Annotated in this window: 17 protein-coding genes, 1 tRNA gene and 1 pseudogene; 8 read left to right on the top strand and 11 right to left on the bottom strand. The window is 41.9% G+C overall.

Annotated features, from left to right (window positions below; translation table 11 throughout):
• Nucleotides 1-62: 62 nt before the first annotated feature.
• From EJN84_RS10115 to EJN84_RS10105, 3 genes are all read right to left on the bottom strand, one after another.
• A complete protein-coding gene (locus tag EJN84_RS10115; protein WP_129595313.1) occupies nucleotides 63-1,262 on the bottom strand; it encodes a site-specific integrase in 1,200 nt (399 codons plus the stop codon).
• Between the two features lie 135 nt (nucleotides 1,263-1,397).
• Nucleotides 1,398-1,470: transfer RNA gene (locus tag EJN84_RS10110), tRNA-Lys, on the bottom strand.
• Nucleotides 1,471-1,611: 141 nt separating this feature from the next.
• Nucleotides 1,612-1,878, bottom strand: a complete 267-nt coding sequence (locus tag EJN84_RS10105) for an HU family DNA-binding protein (RefSeq protein ID WP_101486758.1) — start codon at nucleotides 1,876-1,878, stop codon at nucleotides 1,612-1,614.
• A 205-nt stretch (nucleotides 1,879-2,083) separates the two neighbouring features.
• Between EJN84_RS10105 and EJN84_RS10100 the strand changes: the two genes are divergently transcribed.
• The 8 genes from EJN84_RS10100 (at nucleotide 2,084) to EJN84_RS10065 (ending at nucleotide 8,287) form a co-directional block, all read left to right on the top strand.
• Nucleotides 2,084-2,845: a rhomboid family intramembrane serine protease gene (locus EJN84_RS10100; protein WP_101486759.1), complete on the top strand. Its 762-nt coding sequence runs from the start codon at nucleotides 2,084-2,086 to the stop codon at nucleotides 2,843-2,845.
• Entirely contained in the window at nucleotides 2,829-3,716 is an 888-nt protein-coding gene (locus EJN84_RS10095; protein WP_129595312.1) for a rhomboid family intramembrane serine protease, read from the top strand. Before EJN84_RS10100 ends, EJN84_RS10095 begins: the two co-directional genes overlap by 17 nt.
• The gene (locus EJN84_RS10090; RefSeq protein WP_129595311.1) at nucleotides 3,700-4,824 is read left to right on the top strand and encodes an endonuclease/exonuclease/phosphatase family protein; all 1,125 of its coding nucleotides are present in this window, start codon (nucleotides 3,700-3,702) and stop codon (nucleotides 4,822-4,824) included. Before EJN84_RS10095 ends, EJN84_RS10090 begins: the two co-directional genes overlap by 17 nt.
• A 39-nt stretch (nucleotides 4,825-4,863) precedes the next feature.
• The gene (gene queD / locus EJN84_RS10085) at nucleotides 4,864-5,220 is read left to right on the top strand and encodes a 6-carboxytetrahydropterin synthase QueD (RefSeq protein ID WP_129595310.1); all 357 of its coding nucleotides are present in this window, start codon (nucleotides 4,864-4,866) and stop codon (nucleotides 5,218-5,220) included.
• On the top strand, nucleotides 5,210-5,791 hold the full coding sequence (locus EJN84_RS10080) for a 7-carboxy-7-deazaguanine synthase QueE (protein WP_129595309.1): 582 nt from the start codon (nucleotides 5,210-5,212) through the stop codon (nucleotides 5,789-5,791). Before queD ends, EJN84_RS10080 begins: the two co-directional genes overlap by 11 nt.
• Nucleotides 5,791-6,705 carry a ribonuclease Z gene (locus EJN84_RS10075; RefSeq protein WP_129595308.1) on the top strand — a complete coding sequence of 305 codons (915 nt, stop codon included), beginning with the start codon at nucleotides 5,791-5,793 and terminating at the stop codon, nucleotides 6,703-6,705. Before EJN84_RS10080 ends, EJN84_RS10075 begins: the two co-directional genes overlap by 1 nt.
• Before the next feature lie 95 nt (nucleotides 6,706-6,800).
• On the top strand, nucleotides 6,801-7,112 hold the full coding sequence (locus EJN84_RS10070; protein WP_129595307.1) for a T9SS type A sorting domain-containing protein: 312 nt from the start codon (nucleotides 6,801-6,803) through the stop codon (nucleotides 7,110-7,112).
• Between the two features lie 170 nt (nucleotides 7,113-7,282).
• Nucleotides 7,283-8,287, top strand: a complete 1,005-nt coding sequence (locus tag EJN84_RS10065; protein ID WP_129595306.1) for an aspartate-semialdehyde dehydrogenase — start codon at nucleotides 7,283-7,285, stop codon at nucleotides 8,285-8,287.
• A gap of 46 nt (nucleotides 8,288-8,333) precedes the next feature.
• Here the strand turns inward: EJN84_RS10065 and EJN84_RS10060 are convergent, their stop codons facing one another.
• From EJN84_RS10060 to EJN84_RS10025, 8 genes and pseudogenes are all read right to left on the bottom strand, one after another.
• A complete protein-coding gene (locus EJN84_RS10060; RefSeq protein ID WP_129595305.1) occupies nucleotides 8,334-10,433 on the bottom strand; it encodes a beta-galactosidase in 2,100 nt (699 codons plus the stop codon).
• A 69-nt stretch (nucleotides 10,434-10,502) separates the two neighbouring features.
• Entirely contained in the window at nucleotides 10,503-13,289 is a 2,787-nt protein-coding gene (locus EJN84_RS10055; protein WP_129595304.1) for an alpha-L-rhamnosidase, read from the bottom strand.
• Nucleotides 13,290-13,304: 15 nt separating this feature from the next.
• On the bottom strand, nucleotides 13,305-16,196 hold the full coding sequence (locus EJN84_RS10050) for an exo-beta-1,4-galactosidase (RefSeq protein WP_129595303.1): 2,892 nt from the start codon (nucleotides 16,194-16,196) through the stop codon (nucleotides 13,305-13,307).
• Between the two features lie 14 nt (nucleotides 16,197-16,210).
• Nucleotides 16,211-17,605 carry a sulfatase-like hydrolase/transferase gene (locus EJN84_RS10045; RefSeq protein WP_129595302.1) on the bottom strand — a complete coding sequence of 465 codons (1,395 nt, stop codon included), beginning with the start codon at nucleotides 17,603-17,605 and terminating at the stop codon, nucleotides 16,211-16,213.
• 17 nt (nucleotides 17,606-17,622) lie between these two features.
• Nucleotides 17,623-18,540 (bottom strand): annotated as a pseudogene (locus tag EJN84_RS10040) (glycoside hydrolase family 43 protein); the annotation flags it as partial.
• Between the two features lie 14 nt (nucleotides 18,541-18,554).
• The gene (locus EJN84_RS10035; RefSeq protein WP_129595300.1) at nucleotides 18,555-20,045 is read right to left on the bottom strand and encodes a rhamnogalacturonidase; all 1,491 of its coding nucleotides are present in this window, start codon (nucleotides 20,043-20,045) and stop codon (nucleotides 18,555-18,557) included.
• Nucleotides 20,042-22,177, bottom strand: a complete 2,136-nt coding sequence (locus tag EJN84_RS10030; protein ID WP_129595299.1) for a DUF4450 domain-containing protein — start codon at nucleotides 22,175-22,177, stop codon at nucleotides 20,042-20,044. The genes EJN84_RS10035 and EJN84_RS10030 overlap by 4 nt, the downstream gene beginning before the upstream one ends.
• Nucleotides 22,177-23,412 carry a glycoside hydrolase family 88/105 protein gene (locus EJN84_RS10025; protein ID WP_129595298.1) on the bottom strand — a complete coding sequence of 412 codons (1,236 nt, stop codon included), beginning with the start codon at nucleotides 23,410-23,412 and terminating at the stop codon, nucleotides 22,177-22,179. Before EJN84_RS10025 ends, EJN84_RS10030 begins: the two co-directional genes overlap by 1 nt.
• Nucleotide 23,413: the final 1 nt, after the last annotated feature.

Raw genomic sequence — 23,413 nt, 5'->3', positions numbered from 1 at the left:
CCATTTTCAAAAATTCTCCCTATTCTTGCAAAAGTATAAATTATTGAGAGATACAACCAATTTTATAATAAATAATTTATAGTTTCACTTAGTTTATCATTCTCAAAACTATCCAAATAATATTGAGTAACTCTTTCGGAGCTATGACCTAAAGATTCACTAATCACAGATGTTTTAACTCCACTGCGTTTTAAAACGGTAGCAAAGGAGTGTCGGGCTACATAGGTAGTCAGCGTAATAGGAAGTTTTAACGATTCTCCTATGTTTTTTAAATCCTTATTCGTTTTCCCGATTATTTTGTGTACTCTGTTTGCTTTTTGCTGTTCGGTTTTATGAAATGGGGACAATATGGGAAAAAGATAGGGCGTTTCGGGATTATGGTATTTCTCTATCAATTTATATGCAGTAGGATGCAAGGGTAGTTTTATGAGTTTACCTGTCTTTTTACGTGTGTAAACAAGTTGATTATTAATAATATTGTCTTTTGTAAGTGAAGCAATATCGACAAAGTTTATTCCGCCTGTGAGATAGGAAAATATGAAAATGTCGAGGGATAATTGTTCTCTTTCGGTGCTTGCTTGATAGCTGATAATTCGTTTGATGTCGGATTTTGTTAAGGCTCTTTTTGCTGTATCCTTATGCAATTTGGAAACCTTAAAAGTGCGGAAAGGATATAATTGCGGATTTACACATTTCTCTTCGATGGCTATATTATAAACAGTTCGCAAAGTTCGGTAAATAATTCCAATTGAATTATCGGATAGATTTTTATTCTTTAAACTATTCTCAAACTTTTTTAGCCAAATAACATCAATATCGGAAAAGTAAAAATTGAGATGACCATTGAATGCCTTCAATGATTTGTAAGTGTATCTGTATAGATGCAATGAACCTAAGTTTTGAGTTTTTTCCAGAATGTTTATCTGCTCTTTAAAAATGGTATCAACTGTTTTTAATTCAAATGGTTTTTCGACTTTGTTAATCAGCGAATCAGAGGTGTACTCTTTTTGCGTTGCGTTTAATTCTAAAATGGTTTGGTTGAATACTTTGAGTTTTTCGATGATGAGATTTTCAATCTGTTCCCTATCAGGACAATTGCGTTTCGGCTTGTTCTCCTTAAAATCCCAGTAAATAGGATTTATTGAAATTCCGAGACTTTTGTAAGTTTTTTTTCCGTTTTTAGATACTCTAATCATTAAGGGATTTTCTCCGCTGGCTAATGTTTTAGACTTGTAACATAGTACTTTAACTGTTGCATTCATGCTGTTTTTTGGTTTAACTCTCGGTTTACCTTTTCATCGAAAACCAACTGAAAAACAGAAAAAAACGGCTGAAATTTATGTATCTTATTACAAAAAATAAACGCCTAAATATCTATATTTAAGCGCTTTATCAGGTGACCCCGGAGGGGCTCGAACCCTCGACCCATTGATTAAGAGTCAATTGCTCTACCAACTGAGCTACGGAGTCTTTTTGGTGATGCAAAGTTACAATTTTATTTTAGCAGGAGAAAAAAATCTAACTGAATTTGCACATCGAAAAACAATTCCATAAAAAAGGAATGAAATTCGATAATTTCATTCCCTTTTTCGTTGTCGTCGCAAGAGGATATTACAAACTGGCCAAGGTCGATCCCGGTTTGAATTTAGCTGTTTTTTTAGCCGGGATATTAATGGCTTTTTTCGTGCGAGGGTTAATACCTTTTCTTGCACTTCTTTCAGAAACAGAAAAAGTTCCGAATCCTACCAATACAACTTTTCCACCTTTTTTAACTTCACTTGAAATGGCATCCAAGGTGGCATCCAATGCCTTTTTCGAGTCCACTTTGCTTAGCCCCGACTGTTGGGCGATAGCATCAATTAATTCTGATTTGTTCATAAGAAAACGTAAATAAAAAAATTAAACATAGTAAAACGAAGGCATAGCCTATTTTTTCGCCAAATATATATCATAAATCTATAACTATCAAGAAATTTTACAAAAAGTATTGATTTTTCTTAAATAAAAGTCGTTTAAAGGGCAAAAAAACCACAATTCGAGGGAATATGCGTATTTTTGTGCCCGTAGAATAACAGAAAAAAGAATGAACGATTCACGATCAAGCTTTGCGGGTATGATCCCGATGGTTACGAAAAATATTATCATCATCAATGTATTGGTATGGCTGGCCCAAGTAATCCTTATTCGTAGAGGAATAGACCTCTCAGATTATTTTGGACTTTATTATTTCGAATCCGAAGGATTCAGATTCTGGCAACCTATAACATACATGTTTCTTCACGACCCCAATTCGTTTATGCATGTTTTTTCGAACATGTTCGCCGTATTTATGTTCGGACGCACATTGGAACAAATATGGGGCTCGAAACGATTTTTGGGTTTTTACTTCATTACCGGGCTTGGAGCCGCCATCACGCAAATGCTGGTAGTTTATCTTCGAGTGCAGGCGGTGAAACAGGGAATGGCGGACGAAGCTATTTCGCAGGTCTATACTCATGGGTATCAACTGCTACACGAGAACATGAACTTTACGAATATGGCTCAGGGCAGTCTTAACTTATTGATGAATACTGTTACAATTGGCGCATCAGGAGCCGTATTCGGTATTTTGCTTGCATTCGGCATGTTGTTCCCCAACGCAGAGTTGTTCATCATTCCTTTCCCATTTCCGATCAAGGCAAAATGGTTTGTAATGGGTTATGGCGCTATCGAACTCTTTTTCGGGATTTCAAACTTTTCGGGCGACAACGTAGCCCACTTTGCGCATTTGGGAGGGATGATTTTTGGTATTTTTGCAATACTCTATTGGAAGAAAAAAGATCGGGGATATGGCAGATATTATTGATCGCATCAAATACCAATACAAAACCGGAGATATCCTGATTAGGTTGATATTTATAAACGTAGGAATATTTCTGATAATTAAAATATTAGGAATATTTTTTACGCTATTCAAAATAGAAACCTTCAATCTGTTGCAGTTTATAGCGGTGCCGTCGCAGCCGGAAATACTTCTTCGGCGTTTTTGGACGCCGTTCACTTACATGTTTGTTCACGAAGGATTTTGGCACATTCTTTTCAACATGCTGTGGCTCTACTGGTTTGGTAAGATCTTTCTCGAATACTTCAGCGGCCGGCATTTAGGGAGCGTTTATTTATTAGGAGGCTTGTCGGGAGCACTCTTATACATTTTAGCTTTCAACCTCATCCCTTATTATTTGGATTTGGGAAACAGCTGGATGATAGGAGCTTCGGCAGCAGTGATGGCAATCGTGATGGCCGCTGCTTTTTACAGACCCGACGTGCAACTACATCTCTTTTTGTTGGGAAGAATCAAAATTGTATATATCGCCATTTTCGTATTTGTTCTCGACTTTATTTCGCTCGACGATTTATCCAATCCGGGTGGACATCTTGCACATATCGGCGGAGCCATTGCCGGCTATTTGTTTGCTGTAAGGTATCGGAGAGGAAAAGATATTACAAAGGGCATCGGAAAAATGATGGATCACATAGCCAATCTATTTAAAAAGAAACCCAAGAGGACCAAACTGAAAGTATCTCATCGACGAGCGGAATCGGACATGGATTATAATTATCGAAAACATCAGGAACAGGAAGAGATAGACCGTATTCTCGACAAACTGAAACATTCAGGCTACAGCAGCCTTTCGGCCGACGAAAAAAAGAAGTTGTTCGATGCCAGCAAAAAATAAGAGAATAGCTTTTCGCGATGTGGTAAAATACATCATCTTTGCGACGAACATCATAGCAATTGCTCTTCTGTTTTGTTCGCCACTTGCCTGGCATGTATCTCCGTTGAAAACAAATTTTTTTTCGTATATCGGATTGGCTTTCGGCTTCATATTCTATATCAACCTACTCTACTTTTTCTTTTGGCTCCTTTTTTCGAAATGGCGGTTGGCTTTGGTATCGCTTATTACTATAGTTATTTGTTTCAAGCCTGTTACTACTTTTTTTCCATTACATCCATTCCCTAAAAAAGCGCCCGCAACAGCCGTAAAAATACTCACCTATAACGTGGAAGGTTTTCGAAACGAAAACAGAAAGGGGCAAAGCGAGCACCCACTGCTCGAATACATCGCCAAAACCGATGCCGATATCGTGTGCCTGCAAGAATACATGGTAAGCAAAACCGGACAATCGATTATTTCCCAAAAAGAAGTAAATCGCATCTTAAAAGCATATCCCTATCGTTCCGTAACGGGACTGGAATCTTCGGGGATGTATCACATCTATGGACTTGCCTGCTTCTCGAAATTTCCGATAAAAAAGACGCAAGAAATTGCATTTGACTCGTCATACAATGGAGCTGCGATTTATTCGATTCTGATTGGTGATTCGATCTATACGGTCGCCAACGTACACCTGGAATCCAACAGAATCATGGCCGAAGACAAAAAACTCTACAGCGATTTTCTGCAAAATAAAGAATCGGCTGACCTCGATGCCGTTGCCACGAATATTCGAGCACGGATGGGCAGAGGATTTCGCAAACGCGCAGAACAAGTAAAAGAGGTGCGGAAATACATCGATCGGCAAAAAGCAGCCGGAACCATTATTTGCGGCGACTTCAACGATACGCCCATCTCATACGCCTACAGTCACATGAAAGGGAATTTAAAAGATGCATACGTCTCCAATGGCTTTGGGCCAGGCATCACCTATCACGAAGATTTATTTTTGTTTCGAATCGATTATATTTTTCACAGCCAAAACATACAATCGTACCAAACAACTGTCGGAAAAATCAAATATTCTGACCATTATCCGGTTTACACTTATTTGAATATTCCTCGATAAAAATTTCTTTGCATTTGGGTTGTTTAAAAACAAAAAATCATGTATAAAATAAGCAAACAATTCTCGTTTTCTGCTGCACATTCGTTGCATGGGCTGCCTGACGCACACCCTTGCTCGCGGTTGCACGGACATAATTATGTGGTTACGATCCACCTGAAAAGCGAAACATTATCGGAAACAGGGTTCGTTCGCGATTACAATGACCTGAAATCTGTAAAAAAATACATCGACGAAAACCTTGATCATAGAAATCTGAACGATATTTTAAATCCCCTGAATTCGTCAGCCGAAAATCTGGCAAAACTGCTTTACGATGTTTTTAAACCGCAATTCCCCGAGCTTTATGCAGTAGAGGTGAGCGAAACGCCCAAAACAAACGCCATATATGAACCTTAAAGTTAACGAAATATTCTATTCTCTGCAAGGAGAAGGTGGACGCACGGGCGAAGCATCCATCTTTGTCAGGCTGTCCGGATGCAATCTCACTTGCGATTTTTGCGACACAGATTTTGCATTCGGCGAAATCATTTCGGTAGAAGAAATACTTAATCGAATATCGGTTCATCCGTGCAAGTGGATTATATGGACCGGAGGAGAGCCAACGTTGCAGTTGACAGATGAGATTACAGCTTTTTTCAAAAGCAAGGGTTATATGCAAGCCATTGAAACCAACGGAACACACAGCGTGCCCACCGGAATCGATTATATCACGTGTAGCCCAAAGAAAAATTTCGAAAAGATAAAAAAACTGATCCCCGAAGTGGACGAACTTCGATTTCCGATAAAAAAAGGAGACGTCCTACCGGATATTCAGATTTTACCGAAAGCAAAAAAATATTTGCTCAGCCCCATTTTCGAAGGAGATCATATCATACCGGAAAATGTCAATTACTGTATCCGATTAATATTGGATAATCCTCAATGGGCATTAAGCCTCCAGACTCACAAACTTATCGGTATCCGCTAATGAATCCGTTTGAAATAACCATACTTGGATGTGGGTCGGCTCTGCCGACAACGTTGCACAACCCTTCGTCGCAACTTGTGAGACTAAATCAAAAACTCTTTATGATTGATTGTGGCGAAGGCACACAATTGCAAATGCGAAAGTTCAAAACACATATCGGTAAGTTGCACAGCATTTTCATTTCGCATTTGCATGGCGATCATGTTTTCGGACTTCCGGGATTGATTTCGACACTCGATTTACTGGGGCGAACCGGCGATCTGAACATTTATGCACCAAAAGAAATCGAAACATTTTTTAAACCCATTCTGAGTTATTTTAATCCGCATTTATCGTTCAAGATAAACATCATTGCCCTACATCCGGATAAATTCGAAACGATTTTCGAAAACAATTCCATCCGCATTTCCTCTTTTCCGCTGAAGCACCGGATTGCAACATGCGGATTTCTTTTCGAAGAAAAGGAACGGCCACTTCATATCAAACGCGAAATGATTGATTTTTATCATATTCCCATCACCCAGATCAAAGCCATTAAAGAGGGTGAAGATTTTTACCTCGCCGACGGGACATTAATTCCCAATCACACACTCACTTTTCCTGCAGCTCCGCCACGAAAATATGCCTATTGCTCCGACACGGCTTACAATCCCGAAATGATTCCTTACATCGAGGGTGTGGACGTTTTGTATCACGAAGCCACCTTTGCCGAAAACGAAACTGTCCGTGCTCATGAAACTTATCATTCCACTGCACGTGAAGCGGCAGAAATCGCAAAGGCTGCCCATGTAAAAAAACTAATCGTCGGACATTTTTCGTCGCGTTATCAGGAAAACGACATTTTGCTCAACGAAGCAATGTCCGTTTTCACGAATACCGAACTGGCCAACGAAGGATTGATCATTCAATTGTAGCAAGTATTGTGATTTTTTTATTAAATGAGTATTTTTTACACATTATCGGTAACAAATTCCGATAAATATATACCTTTACGCTGTAAAGATGAAAAATGAGGGGATTTCTTCTTTCAATATTGATTATTACCCTTATGTCGGGAATTGGATCACGAAGTTTTGCAAAAACTTCGCAGATGGTTTTGTATGAAGCTTACGAAGAATCCCTCAAGATTTATATACGCGAAAATCGTCTTATTATAGAAAATCTTCCTAAGGACACTATCATCGAAATTTACAGTATCGTAGGCACTAAAGTGTCCACCATACGCGCCAAAGCCGGTTATGGAGAATATTTCCTCTCACTCTCCAAAGGATATTACATTGTGAAAGTGGAAAAAGTGGTAAAAAAAATTGCCATAAAATAAATTTAAATCCGCCTTCACTTTCAAATCAAATACATATCTTTGCGAAACTGATTGTTTTAGATGGAACGGGCAAGGATTTCCACTTTTTGCGTCGTATATCCACTCTTTCAGGAAGTTTCTCAACAAACAATAAACGATATAAATTTTAAACAGCATAATATTCCAAAGAAATGAAAGTAGCTATTGTTGGTACGAGTGGAGCCGTAGGTCAAGAATTGCTCCGAGTACTCGAAGAACGTAATTTCCCGGTTGACGAACTCGTTTTATTCGGTTCGTCACGTAGTGCAGGAACGACATATTCCTTTCGCGGAAAATCGATAACGGTAAAAGAACTGAAACATAACGCCGATTTCAAAGGCATCGATATTGCACTTGTTTCTGTAGGTGGCGGCACATCGCTCGAATTTGCCGAAACTATTACAAAATATGGCACCATCATGATCGATAATTCGAGTGCATTCCGCATGTATGACGATGTCCCATTGGTTGTGCCCGAAGTGAATCCGGAAGATGCATTGAATCGTCCTCGCGGAATTATTGCCAATCCAAATTGCACAACGATTCAAATGGTAGTAGCGCTCAAAGCCATCGAAGACATCACTCATATCAAACGCGTGCACGTAGCAACTTATCAGGCCGCTTCTGGAGCCGGAGCGCAAGCAATGAAAGAACTCGAAACGCAATATAAACAAATCGTGAATGGCGAAAAGCCGACAGTTTCGAAATTCTTTTATCAACTTGCTTACAATCTGATTCCGCAAGTGGATGTTTTCACCGAAAACGGCTATACCAAGGAAGAGTTGAAAATGTATAACGAAACCCGCAAAATTATGCACTCCGACGTCGAAGTAAGTGCTACCTGTGTACGTGTTCCTGTTATGCGGGCTCATTCCGAAGCCACATGGATCGAAACCGAGCGTCCCGTTTCGGTAGAAGAAGCGCGCGAAGCATTCGCAAAAGCTGATGGTGTTGTTTTGATGGATAATCCCGAAAAGAAAGAATACCCGATGCCCCTCGACATTGCCGGTAAAGATCCGGTATATGTAGGTCGCATTCGCAAAGACATTTCCAATCCTAACGGACTTACGTTTTGGACGGTTTCCGATCAGATCAGGAAAGGTGCGGCTCTCAACGCCGTGCAAATTGCAGAATATCTGGTGAAACAAGGGGGATAATTGGGGAGGCAACTAAAAAGAGAGGCACATCTTAGATGCCTCTCTTTTAGTTTTCGACCCAAACCGATACGCCTGCGGTGGGTATTGTTTTATCACCGATCAAGTATTTTACATTCTCGGGAACAGGTAATGTATATGTTTTATCCGCATAATTGACAGCTATGCCGAAACCGTCTCTATACTCGATATGCAAGCCGTCGGGTAAGTCCAATACCGGAATGGAAAGGCGGGAATAGAGTTTTTTCAGTACTTCTTTTTCCATTTTCCCTTCTTGTGAATCTACGCTAACATAGGTCACCGTGCCTTTTCCCAACCGGCGAAAAGTGATAGCCGTACTTCCTTTATAAAAATCATCTTCGTATGTTCCCCATATTTCTGTTCCGTTGTCCGGCAATAAAATTTCTCCCCAGCTTGTCCACGGATAGGCAATATTGCCGAAAAGTACATGATTGGGAGTTTCCGGTAAGGGAAGGTCATAAAAATCGATTTTACTGCCGATCAATTCATAGATGGGTGCGGCAAAAGGTGCTTCCCATAACTGTCCGTTCCGGTTTTTATGGCCTGTTCTGCACGATAATATCAGGTTCCCGCCTTGTTCGACATATGCTGTCCATTTTTTTACGAGAGAAGAATCTATCAGTTGATAGGCAGGAGCTATGATTATTTTATAATTGTTGAAGTCGGTTTGTTCTTCGATAAAATCGACAGGGCAACCGAAACTTTTCAATGCATCGTAGTATTTGGACACATGGTTGATCGTGTTCCATTGGGTTGTCTGCTTGTTTCGCTGCATGTCCCATGTATTTTCATGATGGTAAAGAATGGCCGTGCGTCGTGCTTCATATGCGGCATTATTTTTGGCTTTTGGATTATAAGCTTTGCGTAACAGTTTGATTTCTTCGATGAATTTTTTGAATTCCAATCCTCCTCGTGTTGGTGTGATACCGTCGGTATCCACTATACCATAGTGGTACATTTCGATACCATAAATGGGAGCTCTAAAGCGGTAAGTGCAGGTAAATTTGCTGCCGCCGGCAAATACATGCCACAACCACAATCGAACGGCACCGGGAAGTGGCTGAGGATTAATTTGACCCCAATTTACCTGACCGGGTTGCAATTCCATCACACCGTAGAGATTTCGAACCGGTCGGAAGAAGTCGTTAGCCATGGCGATGCGTTCAACGTGACTGAGGCGGTAGCCGCGTGGTCCGATCCCCAGGTTTTCACCAAAAACCTGGTAACGGGTATAGGTCGGGAAATCCTGTTCTTTACTTGCACGCAAATGTCCGTCACCATATTCCGGAATGTAATTGCTTGTAATCCATTGATCGGGTGAGGCGTATTTTCGGATTGTGCGCGCCTGATCATCGAGAAAACTTACCGTTTCGTCGGTGATGAACCGCTGATAATCGAGTATTTGGTGAGGATTCATGAATCGGACGGATAATTGCGGAATATTGATTTGAGAAAAATCGTTATATACCTGGCTCCAGAATGCTGTACCCCAAGCTTTGTTTAGTTTGTCTATTGTTTTATAGCGGGTTTTCAGCCAATCGCGGAAGCGTTGTTGTGCAACCTCGCTATAATCTGCGGCAGGACGAGGTTCATTGTCCAATTGCCACCCCATGATGCGTTTATCCGGTCCGTAATGTTGTGCCAGCTTTTCTATCATTTTTAAAGAATACTCACGGTAGAAGGTGCTTGAAAAAGAAGGATGCTGACGTGCACCGTGATCAAGCCTCATGCCGTTTTCTTTCATGATGGCAATATCGGGATGCTTGCGCAACAGCCAGACAGGAGGGGTTGCAGTAGATGTGCACATGATGACTTTCATTCCATATGTATCGGCTAGCGAAACGGCTTTGTCGAGCCATTCGAACGTGTAAATACCTTCCTCAGGTTCGAGATGAGCCCAGGCAAATTCGGCCAGGTGAACAAAATCGAACCCCAGAGCTTTCATGTTTGCAAAATCTCTTTCCCATTGCGATTCATCCCAATGTTCGGGGTAGTAATAAACTCCCACTTCTGTCAATTTTCCCGGATCGAAAAAGCGTTGAGGATACGATGCTTTCGTTTGAGAAAACGATAAGCTTTGATTGCATATCAAATAAGAAATAAATAGAATAAATACCTTGATTCTCATTTTTTTATGTGTTTTTGTATTTTATAATCATGTGAATATGCCGTAATAATTGGCGAAGGGTGGTAGTATTTAAAAATTATTTTTTATGCGAACACCCTCTATTATCACAGGTCCAAGCAAACCCGAAGGAACGACATCCCATTTATCGTAAAGCGTTTTTTGGTAGTTAACGTCCACAATATTGATGTCGTGAAAAATACGCCATACAATGCCCCTTCTGTCGTAATCGGCAATACGGTTGGCGGGCAGATTGGTAACTTCTATTTCAAGGGTGTTTTCTCCTTCTTTCAGGTATTTTCCAACAGTAGTTTTGAACGGAACGGCTACGAGCGTATCCACTTGCATGTTGTTTACAAGCACACGAGCGCTTTCTCTTACATCACCTAGACAGAGCCAATATTCGTCAGCCGAGAGGTTGTCAATATGGAATGTTATACTGTATCGTGCTGTTCCCGTGTTTTTTCGGGCATTCTCGTTCATCAGGTTTGTCCACGACCCCAGCGTATCAATATCGAAAGACCCTTCAATGGCAGGTTCACTTTCGACAAAGGAGAGTCTCCATCCGTTTTTGAGCTCTATTTTTTCGTCCGAAGGTTGATAATAATTCCATGATGGAATAGTTATATCCTTATCTGTAAACGTTTTTAATATCATTGATTGTCCGGGTTGCAACTGCATATAAACTTCGGTTTTGCCGTTATTGTCTCTTATCCGGGCTTTTCCGGAAGTGCCGTTCAAAGGATCGAAAAATTGGGCCGATGTTGCTTTTACTCCCAGTTGTACCCATCCGTCAATGGGGTTATTGGTAAGCATAGTAAAAAAATAGTGATAACCGCTTTCGTTTTTCCGGCGAATGCACTGACCATTGAATTGGGTGATGAAATTTTCGCCTGCTATGCCGGCTGCTTCGAATAATTCGTTGTAATTTTTGCCGGTGATGATGTTACCCTTCCCCAGTTGGTCAATTCGGGTTTCGTCAAAATCGACGTGAGGAAATTCTTGCATCACTTTGTGTAGCCTATTTTTTCGTACCTCCAAATCTTTTAATCCCGGCACATCATGGGGGTATTGGTCGATAAATATAATGGTTGCACCTTTGGATGCCAATTGGTATAACTTTTCGAGCGTTTCTAAAGGTAAAAACTTTGCTGCCGGTATCACCAGTGCCTTGTAGGTTGTACCGCCCGCAGTTTTAATCAGACCGTTTTCTACCCTTGAAGACAGAATAAACTTGTCGGAAATATAATCGACATCCCTGCCGCTTTCTCTTATTTTTTCCACCGTTTCATAAAACTTTGGAAGGCGCTTTTTCATATCGTGTATCGAAAAAGCCAGGTAATAATCGTCTTGTTGTTCATACCAGATATCGTAAACTGGAAAATACAAGAGCAGATCGTTATCGGGTTTGCCGTACTGCAAAAAAGACTGTACGCGCGTAATATAGGAAAAAAATGCCGGCACATTGTTCCAAAAAGGATTTGTGGGCGACATATTAATGGTGGCATAAAAACGCCATCCAGGCCATGGTGCTTCTTGTGGAGAATACGGTGTTCCGTGAAAGAAGGTGTGATTCACGCCGGAAGTAAACATTTGGTCTATTTCGGGTTTGCATTGCGATAACGATGTGCGAAAATGCTCGGTCAGCCAGGTGAATGTTTCGGCAGAAGTGAATTTTTTCCCTGCAATATGGGCGGCAGAACTGGCGAATTTCAGCGTTACCGGATCACCGTCGTTTTTTTTAATAAGGCTGTCTTTTCGCAAGCCGGGGATATCAAAATCCGAAATACCGAAAATCTCGCATTCGGGAATATCTACGGTTGCATACAGATCAATCAGGTTTGCCGGCGAACCATGCGCTTGATTTCGTGTAATTGCACCGTGTGCATGAGCCCAATTTGTCCACTGTTGGGTGAAATTTTCTTCCAACATCTCTCCTAATGTTTCCCGATAATCAGATATGACGCGTCGCGAATGGTCGGTTTTTCCTTTATCGAGTAATTCAGGGAAATGGTCCTCCAACTTGTATCCTCTTCGTTTGTAAAATTCGTTCAACAATGTTGGGCTCCAATTTGCCCCATAAACTTCGTACGAATCATTAAAAAACGTATGAGGATAAGGAGTTTGATTGGCTGTAAATGCGTTTTCGAATTTTTGGAGATAATTTTTTACGGCATCGGCATCCAGATGGTCCATCACATATCCTTCGCCACCGAGTGCGGCACGTTTTACCTGTTGAAGCGTTCTTCCTTCAAACAAGGCGAGCAGGCGCCATTCTCCCATCGGAGCCTTCCATTTCAATATACCGTCTTGGTCTACCAACATAGTTAAATCGAGCTTTTCTCCTTTATCGGAATAAGCCATAAGGCGAGAAAGCCTTGCAATGCTTTGCTGTTTTTGATCATTTACACGTATTTTCAGGTTTATTTCTTTATTCCCCGAAACGTGGTATTCCTGAAAAATTGCTTTGCATGCCGCATTGTCGAGCGTAACGTCGGGACCTCCGAACGGCCATCCCGTGCCGTTGTTCATATCGACCTGCATTCCCCATTTTTGAGCTTGATTATGGGTGTATGAAAGCATATTCATCCATTTGGACGACAAATAGGGAATGTATTTGTCTTCATACCCTTTTACTCCGTAAATCGGCGTGATTTCTACACCGCCGATGCCGGCTTCTCCCAGCTTCCCGATGTTGTACGTGAGATTTTTTTCGTCAACTGCGCTTCCAAACCACCACCACCGTGTCCATGGCTTGCATTCTATTGTCTGTTGCGGCCATTTTGTATCATCGTCAGCCGCGAGAGCCAACAATGTTGTCATGACGAAGAAAAATAAAGCAATTCCTTTTTTGTTCATGGTTTAAAAATCTTTTTATTTCACATTCTTTTTTAATTCATCGGGAGCATCCAGAGTTTTCACCTCCAATCTTTCTCCTTGTTTTGTGTACAAATTTTCAATAAGGGAAAGGTCAATATCGTTTTCCGGGTGAAACAAGTGCGAGTTCATGTATTTCAAAATGGAATAACGAAGCTGTTGGGCTACCGGTCTTTCTTCGAGATTGTTTTCAATATCGGCACTGCATACCATAATTTTTCCGTTACCTGCTTTTGCTTCGAAAAGCATTCCCAATTTTCGGTTGATAAACCAAGTGTCTATGGGTTGTACGATGGGTTGGAACGATTTCGGGAAATCGGTTAGTTCCATCACTTGCGCTTTATGGATTAGTTCCCACCATTGAAGACCGGTATAGAAATCGGTGGGGAAATCTTTAAAGACAGGATGAAAATCATTGATTAGTGTACCCACAGTGTGAGGTGGACGCATCTTGAACCACGACGTATTCCAGAAAACAGGTGTCATGTATTGTACCACATCGCTTCCTTGTGTTACTTTCCCTGCTAATTGTAAAAGAACAGAGCCGCCTTTATCGAGTACCGATCGTGCGGTATTGTCGATTTGCGTGCAAATGTAAATTGATGAAGTGTCCACCTCGGGGAGAGTTTCGGGATATACCCAAAAATCCCAGTTGTTGGTGATGTCGGTTCCTTGAAATTTGACTTCGAAATTTAATTTCTGAGCTTTTGTCAGACCGTGTAGAGAGTACGAAACTTCGCCCAACGATTGACAGTTGCCGATAGTAATATCTTTCTCCGAAAGCGAACCTTTTGAAATGATTTTTCCGTAAGGATCTTTTATTCTCCATACGGCCTTCATGTTTTTTAAGGGATGTTCGCCGAAATGGGCGACTTCCACACGGGCTTTGAAAGTCTCGTTATTTTTGAAAACGAATTTGTCCATACGCGATAAAAGTACAGTTGGCGCACAGAAATGGCGAAATTCTTCGGCTGTGATGTACCCTTTCTCTTCCCAAAAAGCATTGAGTAAGCCTACCAGGGCTGTCCCCTGGCCGGGATAATCGTTCAAACTCAACAGTTGGAATCCTGCATATTTGGGTGTTCGCAGCATTTTTTCTATTTCATGTTTATAACATAAAGCCTGAAGTTTTCCCGATGCACGAAGAAAATCGGGTGCCAACGTGCCCATTCCCCGATCAAACAAATCTTCCTGAAACAATTCGAAGTTGCGCGCCTTCATTACACCGGTATATTTTCTGATTTCGGTAAAATCGGGGAAAACGCACCATTGCCCCATTTCGTGAGCAACATAAGGCTGTTTTACGGTGTCGATGTTTGCCAAATAATCGGAGTTGGTTTCGGGACGGCGGTCCCAAGCCAAACCTCGTGCACCGGCTTTCACGTGAAACTGGCTTTTGGGTTGCCATGCCCAACTGTTTCCTACGGATGCGCCGGTGTACACTCTTCGGGGGTCTACGGCTTTCCAGTAGTCCACAAATCGACTTACCCACGGCACCCAGCGCCCGCGTGGCTCGTTGCCGATGGCAAACATGCAAAAAGAAGGGTGATTCCCATAATCTTTTACAATTCTTTTGGCTTCTTCTTCGAGATATTTATCCACAGGCCTTCCGTCGCCAAGAGAAGTTCCGTGATTAGGCCAAGAAGGACCTTCGGGTTGTAAATAAAAACCAACAAGATCTGCTGCAATAAAAGCTGCCTTTGGCGGACAATAGGAATGAAAGCGCATATGATTTAGTCCGAAATTGCGGCAAATGCGGAAAATCCTTTCCCAGGATTCTACATCCATTGCAGGGTATCCCGTAAGGGGGAATACGCAATTTTCCACCGTGCCGCGCAATACGATTTTTCTATCGTTTACATAGAAATAGGTATCTTTGATGGTAAAATCCCGCATACCGAAATAGGTTTCTTTCACATCTGTTTCGTTTTTACCGGATTTCATCGTGATTTTCAATTGATAAAGTGTAGGATGAAATTCATCCCAGGTTTGCATTTCTTCTCCCATCGGCAATTCGACATCCAGTCGTAAACTGTCTTTATTGATCTTATAATTCCGGGTTACGGGTACAACACTGTGGGGCGTGTCTGAATTGAAGCTGTTTGCTTCCAGGGTGAGAATTCCCGAAGAGTTGCCACGCAAAAGCAGTTTGACCAGGACTTTCTTGTTTTTCACATCAGGGAAAACCTGGATATCGTCAATGTACGATTTAGGTGTGGCCTGCAGTTCTATTCTACCCACAATACCGTTCCAATTGCCTTGGGTTTGATCGGTAATGCTATGAGAATCTTTTCCCACGTCGATATCTTTTATGCGGTTGTCGACACGTACAGAAAGCGTGTTCTTCCCGGGTTTAAGATAGGAGGTGAGATCGTAAACATGTGGAACACTTAAGGAATTTTGCATCCCTATCTCTTTGTTGTTTGCCCAGACGCGGGTTTCAATATGCGGTCTTTCCAGGAAAAGAACGATGCGTTTCCCTTTCCAATTCGCGGGGATAGTCACCTCTTTTTGATACCATGCCACCCCAACGTAATATTTCACGGGTGTCAGCCAAAATGGGAGTTTTAAGTTATCGGGATCGCGATACTTTTCCAAACGGGGGTTGTAAAAAAAGGAGCTATCGTAAATGCTTGCTGTCCATTGCGTATGTAAGGTTACATCGTCGCCTTTGCGGTTTTCGTTCATCGATCCGGGTAGGGTTATTTTGTCGACGAGTTTTTTCGAGAACCATTGTTCTTTTACGCCAACGTCGTTTCTGTCGATTTGGAATTGCCAGATCCCTGACAAGTCTAACGTCGTATTTTGGGCAACGATAATGGAACAATTAACCAAATGTAGAATCGTTATCAGAATAGGGAAAAGTAGATTAATGTATTTTTTCTTCATTTTTATACTGTTTTTTAGTTACTCTCATTTTCTTCTCCTTCAATAAGCCAATAAGGAGAAGGAGTATGAGCTTTCTTGATTTCTCTTTCGAGCTCTTTTATAATTTCCGGGTATTTTTCGGCCAAATTGGTTTTTTCGTATGGATCTTTTTCTATATCGTATAGTTCCAATTTGTGGTTCTTTTTAACCGATACCGCTTTCCATTTGCCTTTTCGCACAGCCACCTGTTTTCCCGGAAATTCCCAGTAAAGAATGCGATTATCCGTGATTTGCTCTTTTCCTTCCAATAAAGGTTTTATACTGATACCGTCGGTATGTTTTGGAAGTTTGGCTTGGGTATAATCTGCCAGTGTCGGCATGATGTCAGGGAAGTAGATCAGATTGTCTTTTACTTGGTTTCCTTTGATTTCTTTCGGAAAATTCACGATGAATGGTACTTTTATTCCGCCTTCATACAATAAGGCTTTATGACCTTTCAGGCCGGCATTGCAATTGAGTTCTTCAAGAGGTGCTTGAATTGCTCCACCATTATCTGAGGTAAAAATAATGAGGGTATTGTCTCTTAAATTGTTCTTTTCCAAATAATCGATCAATTGACCGATGGCTTTATCGGTATGGGTGATCAGAGCAGCATATAATTTGGCTGTTTCCGACAACGGTAAAGAGTCGTAGGGTTTGGTACTGTTGATTATGTAAGGTTCGTGAGGAACATCGAAGGCCAGATAAAGGAAGAAAGGATGTTGCTTATTCCTTTCGATAAAATCGATGGATTCTCTTATTGATAAATCACTGTTGTGAATCCCTCTTGCATTGTTTTCGTTTTCGGGAATCACCGTTAATTCCCGGTTTTGGAATCTTAATTCGGGATAATAATAGGGTGTGTTAGAGGTTTCGTAACTTACCAGCCATCCGTAAAACTCGTCGAATCCGCGATCGAGCGGTCCTGCTCCGGGATTGAAACCATCGAGATGCCATTTGTTGATCACACAGGTTTTATATCCCGCTGCACTTAAAATAGTTCCAATGGTGCTGTCTTGCGGCAAGAGATGCATACGTCGTATAGGATTTCCGTTTTTTAATCCCGGTAAACCGCCTTGTTGACAAAAATTATCCCGTATGGTGGTATGGCCGGTATGTTTTCCTGTAAGCAACGAACATCGTGAAGGGGAACTGAGAGCTGAACCGGCATAGCATTGCGTAAAGCGGATACCTTCGTCAGCCAGTTTATCGATATTGGGGGTTTTTATCACTTTATTACCATAACATCCTAAATCACCATAGCCCATATCGTCGGCAAGGATGAAAATAATGTTCGGCCGTTTGTCTTTTTGTTGCGATTGTGCACCGGCAGAGAGGATTACTGAAGATAATCCTAAAAAACCCGGTACAAGTTTTTTAAAGGGTATCATTTTCCCAAAGCGGTTTTTATTGTTTCAAATTCTTTCGTGGTTATCTTAAAAGCTGTGCCGTGGCGGGTTCCTTGAGGAAAGCTTACCAAATCGGAAACATCTTCCCAAAGCTTTCCGTCAATAGAACGGATAGCACCATATTTTCCTTCCCTGTATTTATCGAAATAGACGTACACATATTTTCCGATTTTTATTGGGGATGGTCCTTCTGCCCACGATTTGCCCGAGATGTTTTCCGATACCTGTGTGGGGAAACCCTTTTTTAAATCATTTGTAAAGGTGATTCGGAGATTTTTTTCAGGTGGGGCTGAATTTTCATTTTTAACTATCAGCCAATACGATTTACCGTTCTTTACTATTGCCCCGTCAATGACACTAAACCCCGGATCAAAGAAGAGTTTTGTTTCGCTGAACGTCTTAAAATCTTTTGTGGTGACGAAATAGAGTCGGTGGTTCAGCCCTTTTTCGCTTTCCGATGTGGGAATTTCCGGAAATTTGCCGGGCACTGTCGATGCCCAGATAATATAAAACAGATCGTCTTTTCGGTCATAGAAAACTTCCGGAGCCCAGCAATTTTTGGTTTCGGGTTCGTGATACATCACAGGAATTAATTTTTGTTCAGACCAGTTGACCAGATCTTCCGACGAAGCATATCCGATATGTTTATCCCACCAGCCCGTAGTCCATACTAAATGGAAAATTCCGTCTTTTCCTTGTGCAATGCTCGGATCGCGCATTAATTTGTCTTTACCTACAGTAGGCTTCAAAACTGACTGATTGTTGTTCAAGGCTTCCCATTTCAGTCCATCATAACTGTAGGCCAGATGGAGTCCATCTTCGCCGTTGCCGATAAAGTAGGAAAACATATAGATGTCTTTTGCGCATAAATGGATTGAACACAATAGTGAGGTCAATAGAATAAAAAGATTCCGCATGAGAAAAGACGTTTTTATTTTGTAACAAGTTTTTCGCAATGGTGCATTTCGAAATGATCGACATTCGTCAGTTTAAATGTTTCTACACCTGCTTCCATGTCGGTATCCAAATCGTGAATTTTCAGCCCTTGCACATCCGAAGCCCAAATCAATGGACGGTAATCCGGATTTAAGAATTTGACGGCAACGTTGTTCAACTTAATGTTACGTGTGTGGCGAATGAAGAATCCCGATGCCGGAATGGAGCCAAACATGGAAGGTTCGGGGTATTGGTTTTCGTTTTCGGGAGGGATAATTTCTGCCTCCTCTTTTGTACCTCCTCCTTGATAGACGATGCGGATATTATTCAACGTTACGTCATCGATGTAATGGCCGGGAATGCCGCTGATGATAGAGGAAAAACGCGAATCGGCATTATAAATATTGAGATTGCTGATGGTGATTCGGGACATTTTTCCGGGCGGCGTCCCTTCGGGACTTCTAAGACGAGCACCCAGACGCAAAAAAATGGGAGCATTTACGATATCGCGCATGGTGATGTTTGAGATAGTGACATCTTCAAGGCTACCTCCATCTACGGTTTCCAGCGCCAAACCTCTGCATCTTTCGAAAATGCAGTTGGTGATGGTGATGTTTTTAAATCCTCCGCTCGATTCTGTACCGAATTTAATTCTTCCGGTCACGAAATCGTGATCGGGGGCTTGGGGTTCTTCCCTGAGAAATGTACCGTCGAGCATGGTACCCCTGTCGTATCCACTCACAAAACAATTGGTAATGGTTACATTTTCAGTATCCCTGAAAAAACCCAGGGCATAACTGCTTTTAAGTACAATAGCATCGTCCCATGGAGAATTTACGGAACAATCGGAAATGCGGACATTGCGGCAACAGTCGATATCGAACCCATCGCGGTTGGTATCGACTTTCACGTTGTGGATGGTCAGATTGTCAACCCCTGTAGCCAACAGTGCAAAATGGCCGCAACGCAACAGGGAGATATTGCTGATGGTTACGTTTTTACATAACTTCAGACTTATGGCCTTATTTCCCACACCGGGAAGGCGACTTTCTTCGCGGCTTAAACCTTCTCCATTGATTAATCCGGTTCCGGTTATGGTAATGTTTTCCAGTCCGATTCCCCATATGAGGCTGTTTTGCCAGTGGCTGTGTCCAAAGTCCTGATAGGCGGAAAATTCATTCGGTTCGGGCGCATCATATCCCCTATTTTTTTCGGGGTATGCTGCCAAAAGAACCGCGCCATTGTCGAAAAACAAGGTAATGTTACTTTTCAGTCGGATGGAATAGCTCAGGTAGGTTCCTGCCGGGAAGTAAACGGTTCCTCCTCCGGCAGATGCGGCTTTTTCGATGGCGTCGTTTATGGCGTGCGAATCCGGTGTTTTACCGTTGCCCCTGGCTCCAAAATCCTTTACGTTATAAAACGATGCCGATAAGCCGTGAGTAAGGAAGAATAATAATATGATTGAAGTTAAGTATCTTGTTTTCATCGTGTTCCTTTTGATTCTTTTTCAAAAAGTTCAGGCAGTATAAAATAATTGTAATCTGCCTTTGCATTTTGCCGGTAAATGCAAAAATACTCTTTTTTGTTGTTTTCCAAAGGGATTATTGCTGTAAGAACGGGAGCATCTGTTTTTTTCCCCGAATTGTGCAATGCCAATGGTGACGTTTGTCTATTGGCATCGGATATGCGGATTTCGGCTGTTAAAGGCAGTATCCCTTGAAGAACTTTCAAATTTCCGCTTTCACCGTAATAAAGCGTAAAGGAGGTCCGTTCCACATTGAATACATTGTCTTTGCAGTACCTTGGCAACAGAGCATGAGGCTCATCCTGTGTGAGCACTTTACCGTAAGCTCCGCCGAAGGTGTAAAAAAGGTGAACGTTTTCAGGTAAGCGATTTGCCGATACTTCGATCAAAATGCCGTTGGTGTTTTTCAGAGGGATGGCTTTACATGTTATTTCGCCTTTGTTCAGAAAAGGATCGGCAATGCGATACGTCAGCACAAGGTCCTTCAAATCGCTTTTTATCTGCTCCGCATCTTTTATCCATTTGCTCTCGTCATCTTTTACGATACCGAATTTGAGGTTTCCGGCCATCTCGGGCAGGTGAAAAATAAAATCGGGAAATTCTGCGGCTAGAATGGAAATATGATTCTGTTTTTTGAGTGGATAAATGTAACCCGATTCGGTTTTTCCGTTTGTGGCAAAGGAGACGTTCTCGCAGTTGGAAATGGTTATGGGAAGACGATCGGCAGTCACTATCGCTACATTCTTTGTGTTCCAGTTTCCGGCATACTCAATTTTCCCCGCAGTTTGTGCATGAATCGCGATGTTTTCCACATTAAAATTCTCAATCAACGAAACCTCACTTCCTTCAACATGAAATGCTCGTTTTGCGTTGTGGGCTTTAATATCGGAAAGGTAAATATGATTAAAGTGAGGGATGCCTAATTCCGGAGGTTCAACTTTTTGCAGCATTTTTTGCCAGTGAATCGGCAGTTCTTTCCCTTCGAATTCTTCCGGTAATGTGGAATAACTGTAGGAAGGATTCCAATTTAATGTAGCTTCGATGGCAGTGCCCACCTCTTGCATCACAATATTTTTAAGATAGATATGGTGAACAGTTCCGCCACGCGTCATCGCCGATTTGAATCGAATGCCTACTGTTGTCCCTTGTGCTTTGAGGTTGTGGGCCAATACATATCGGATACCTCCGGAGGTTTCGCTACCGCAGGTTAAGAGTCCGCCTCCAGCCCGTGAGATGCAGTTACGGATCACAACGTATTCCGTTGGGCGGTTTATACGCAGACCGTCGGCATCTCTGCCGGCTTTGAGACAAAAATTATCATCGTTGCAGTCGATATCGCAATTTTCCACCAAAATACGCGATGAAGAATCGATGTCGATACCGTCTGTGCTTGGACCGTGACCATCAATATTGTTACGGATAACAGCACCATCTATTGAACAGTATTGGGAATAAAGAAGATGAATTGTCCAGAAACCGGCTCGTTTAAATGTCAGATCCTTGATGGTCACATCTTCCGATTCAGATACGAGAACTGTTCGTGGCCGTTTACAGTCATAGTCTACAATCCATCTTAATCCTTTTGCTTCATATATTTTTCTCATTTCCCAATACGAATCCCAAAACGGTTTTCCTCTTCCATCAATTTCTCCCTTACCCGAAATCATGACATTTTTTTTACCGATAACGTTTATCAATGCCGAAGGCCATTCCATTTCTATTCCTGCTACACGTGTCGGAATATCGGGGTAGTCTTCCAGCTGTTGGCTTCCCAGTAATGTAACACCTTGAGGAATATGAAGATGAACATTATTTTTCAGGTAAATGGCTCCTGTATGGTAGTTGCCCGGTGAGAAGGTAACTATTCCGCCACCTGCTTCTTCACATGCATCTATGGCAGCTTGTATGGCTTTGGTGTTCAAGGTGATCCCATCCGGAACCGCTCCAAAGTCCGTTGTACTAAAAACGGCTACACCTTGCGGTATGGTACGTGCTCCCACATCTTTAGCCCATTCGAGATTGGATATGTTGAAGCCGAAAACAAGACGGGTAAATACCAAAAAAACGATAAACAAAGGAGTCCTTATTTTCATTATTTTTTGCTTTGGTTGAGTTTCATCATTTCAATTCCGGCATTAATGATTAGTCCGAGGCCGTGCTTTTCGTTATCGCCGACCGGACGGTTAAAATAAAATGGCAAATCATCGCTGATGCCTGTGCCCACACAAACGTTGGTAAAGCGACCGTCAGAAGTTATTTCATTATTTTTTAACGTTCTCCATGCCGCTTTGGCAATACTTGCGTAGCATGGATCGATCCAGTTGTTGTTGATGGCTTTGGCGATGCCGTACACATACATGGCGGTAATGGATGATTCGTCGTATGAATCACTTTTATCCAACAACTGATTCCACATGCCATTTGCGTTTTGCCATCGTGACGTACCGACAATTTGTTTTTCGAGAAGTTGGATGAGTCCCTTACGTTTAGGATGGTTTTCAGGCATGGCTTCGATCAGATCGGCAAGAGATACTATAATCCAACCGTTTGCTCTTCCCCAGAATGCAACGCCGTTTCTTTCAAAATCGGTATAATAGCAATGATAGTAGAGTTGTTTTTCGGGACACCACAAATAGTTGTCGATATTGAACAATTGGCGTGCGGACTCATCGAAATAGTTGATATCGTCGGTCAATTTCCCCATCCGTGTTAGAAAGGAGGTTCCCATATACGCATCATCGGCCCAAACGGTCATCTTACGTGGAAATGTGCGACAAAGCGTGCCATCAGGCAACCGATCCTGTTTGTTCATAATATGGTCGGCTGCTTTATCGATATAATTTTGGTACTCTTTCTTTTTTTCTAATTGATATACCTCGATTACGGCGGCCCCCATCGCACCGCAATCGTCCAGCTCTTTCATGTTCCAGAGTTGTCCGAAAGGCCAGTGCCAGTGCTTCCGATCGTTTTTGAAGGTGTTTTTGAAATATTCATAATTCTTAAAGCCGAATGCGACGTGGTTTTTGGCATAATCGATGTATTTTTGCTCATTGAGGTATTTGCCTAACCGTATCATGGCCATATCCAATACACCGTTGGAATAGTGCCATTCCGCAAGCGGACTTCTGAATTTGACCTCAACGCCGTCGGGAATTTCTTCCGTGCTGTTGTAGATAACGCCATTATCGACTCCCACAAACTGTGTAACGGGTTGAGCCAATATGTTTTCGGCTATTTTTCTTATGGCCTCTTCGTCAGTTATTTGCTGTGCGAAAATAGGAGATAAAAAAATAAAAAATAAACAGGCAAGCATTAAATTTTTTTTCATA

The organism is Seramator thermalis (assembly GCF_004138125.1).
GTDB classification, from domain to species: Bacteria; Bacteroidota; Bacteroidia; order Bacteroidales; family Dysgonomonadaceae; genus Seramator; species Seramator thermalis.
The sequence above is the reverse complement of the archived record's forward strand: the minus strand, read 5'-3'. Positions and strand labels throughout refer to the sequence as shown.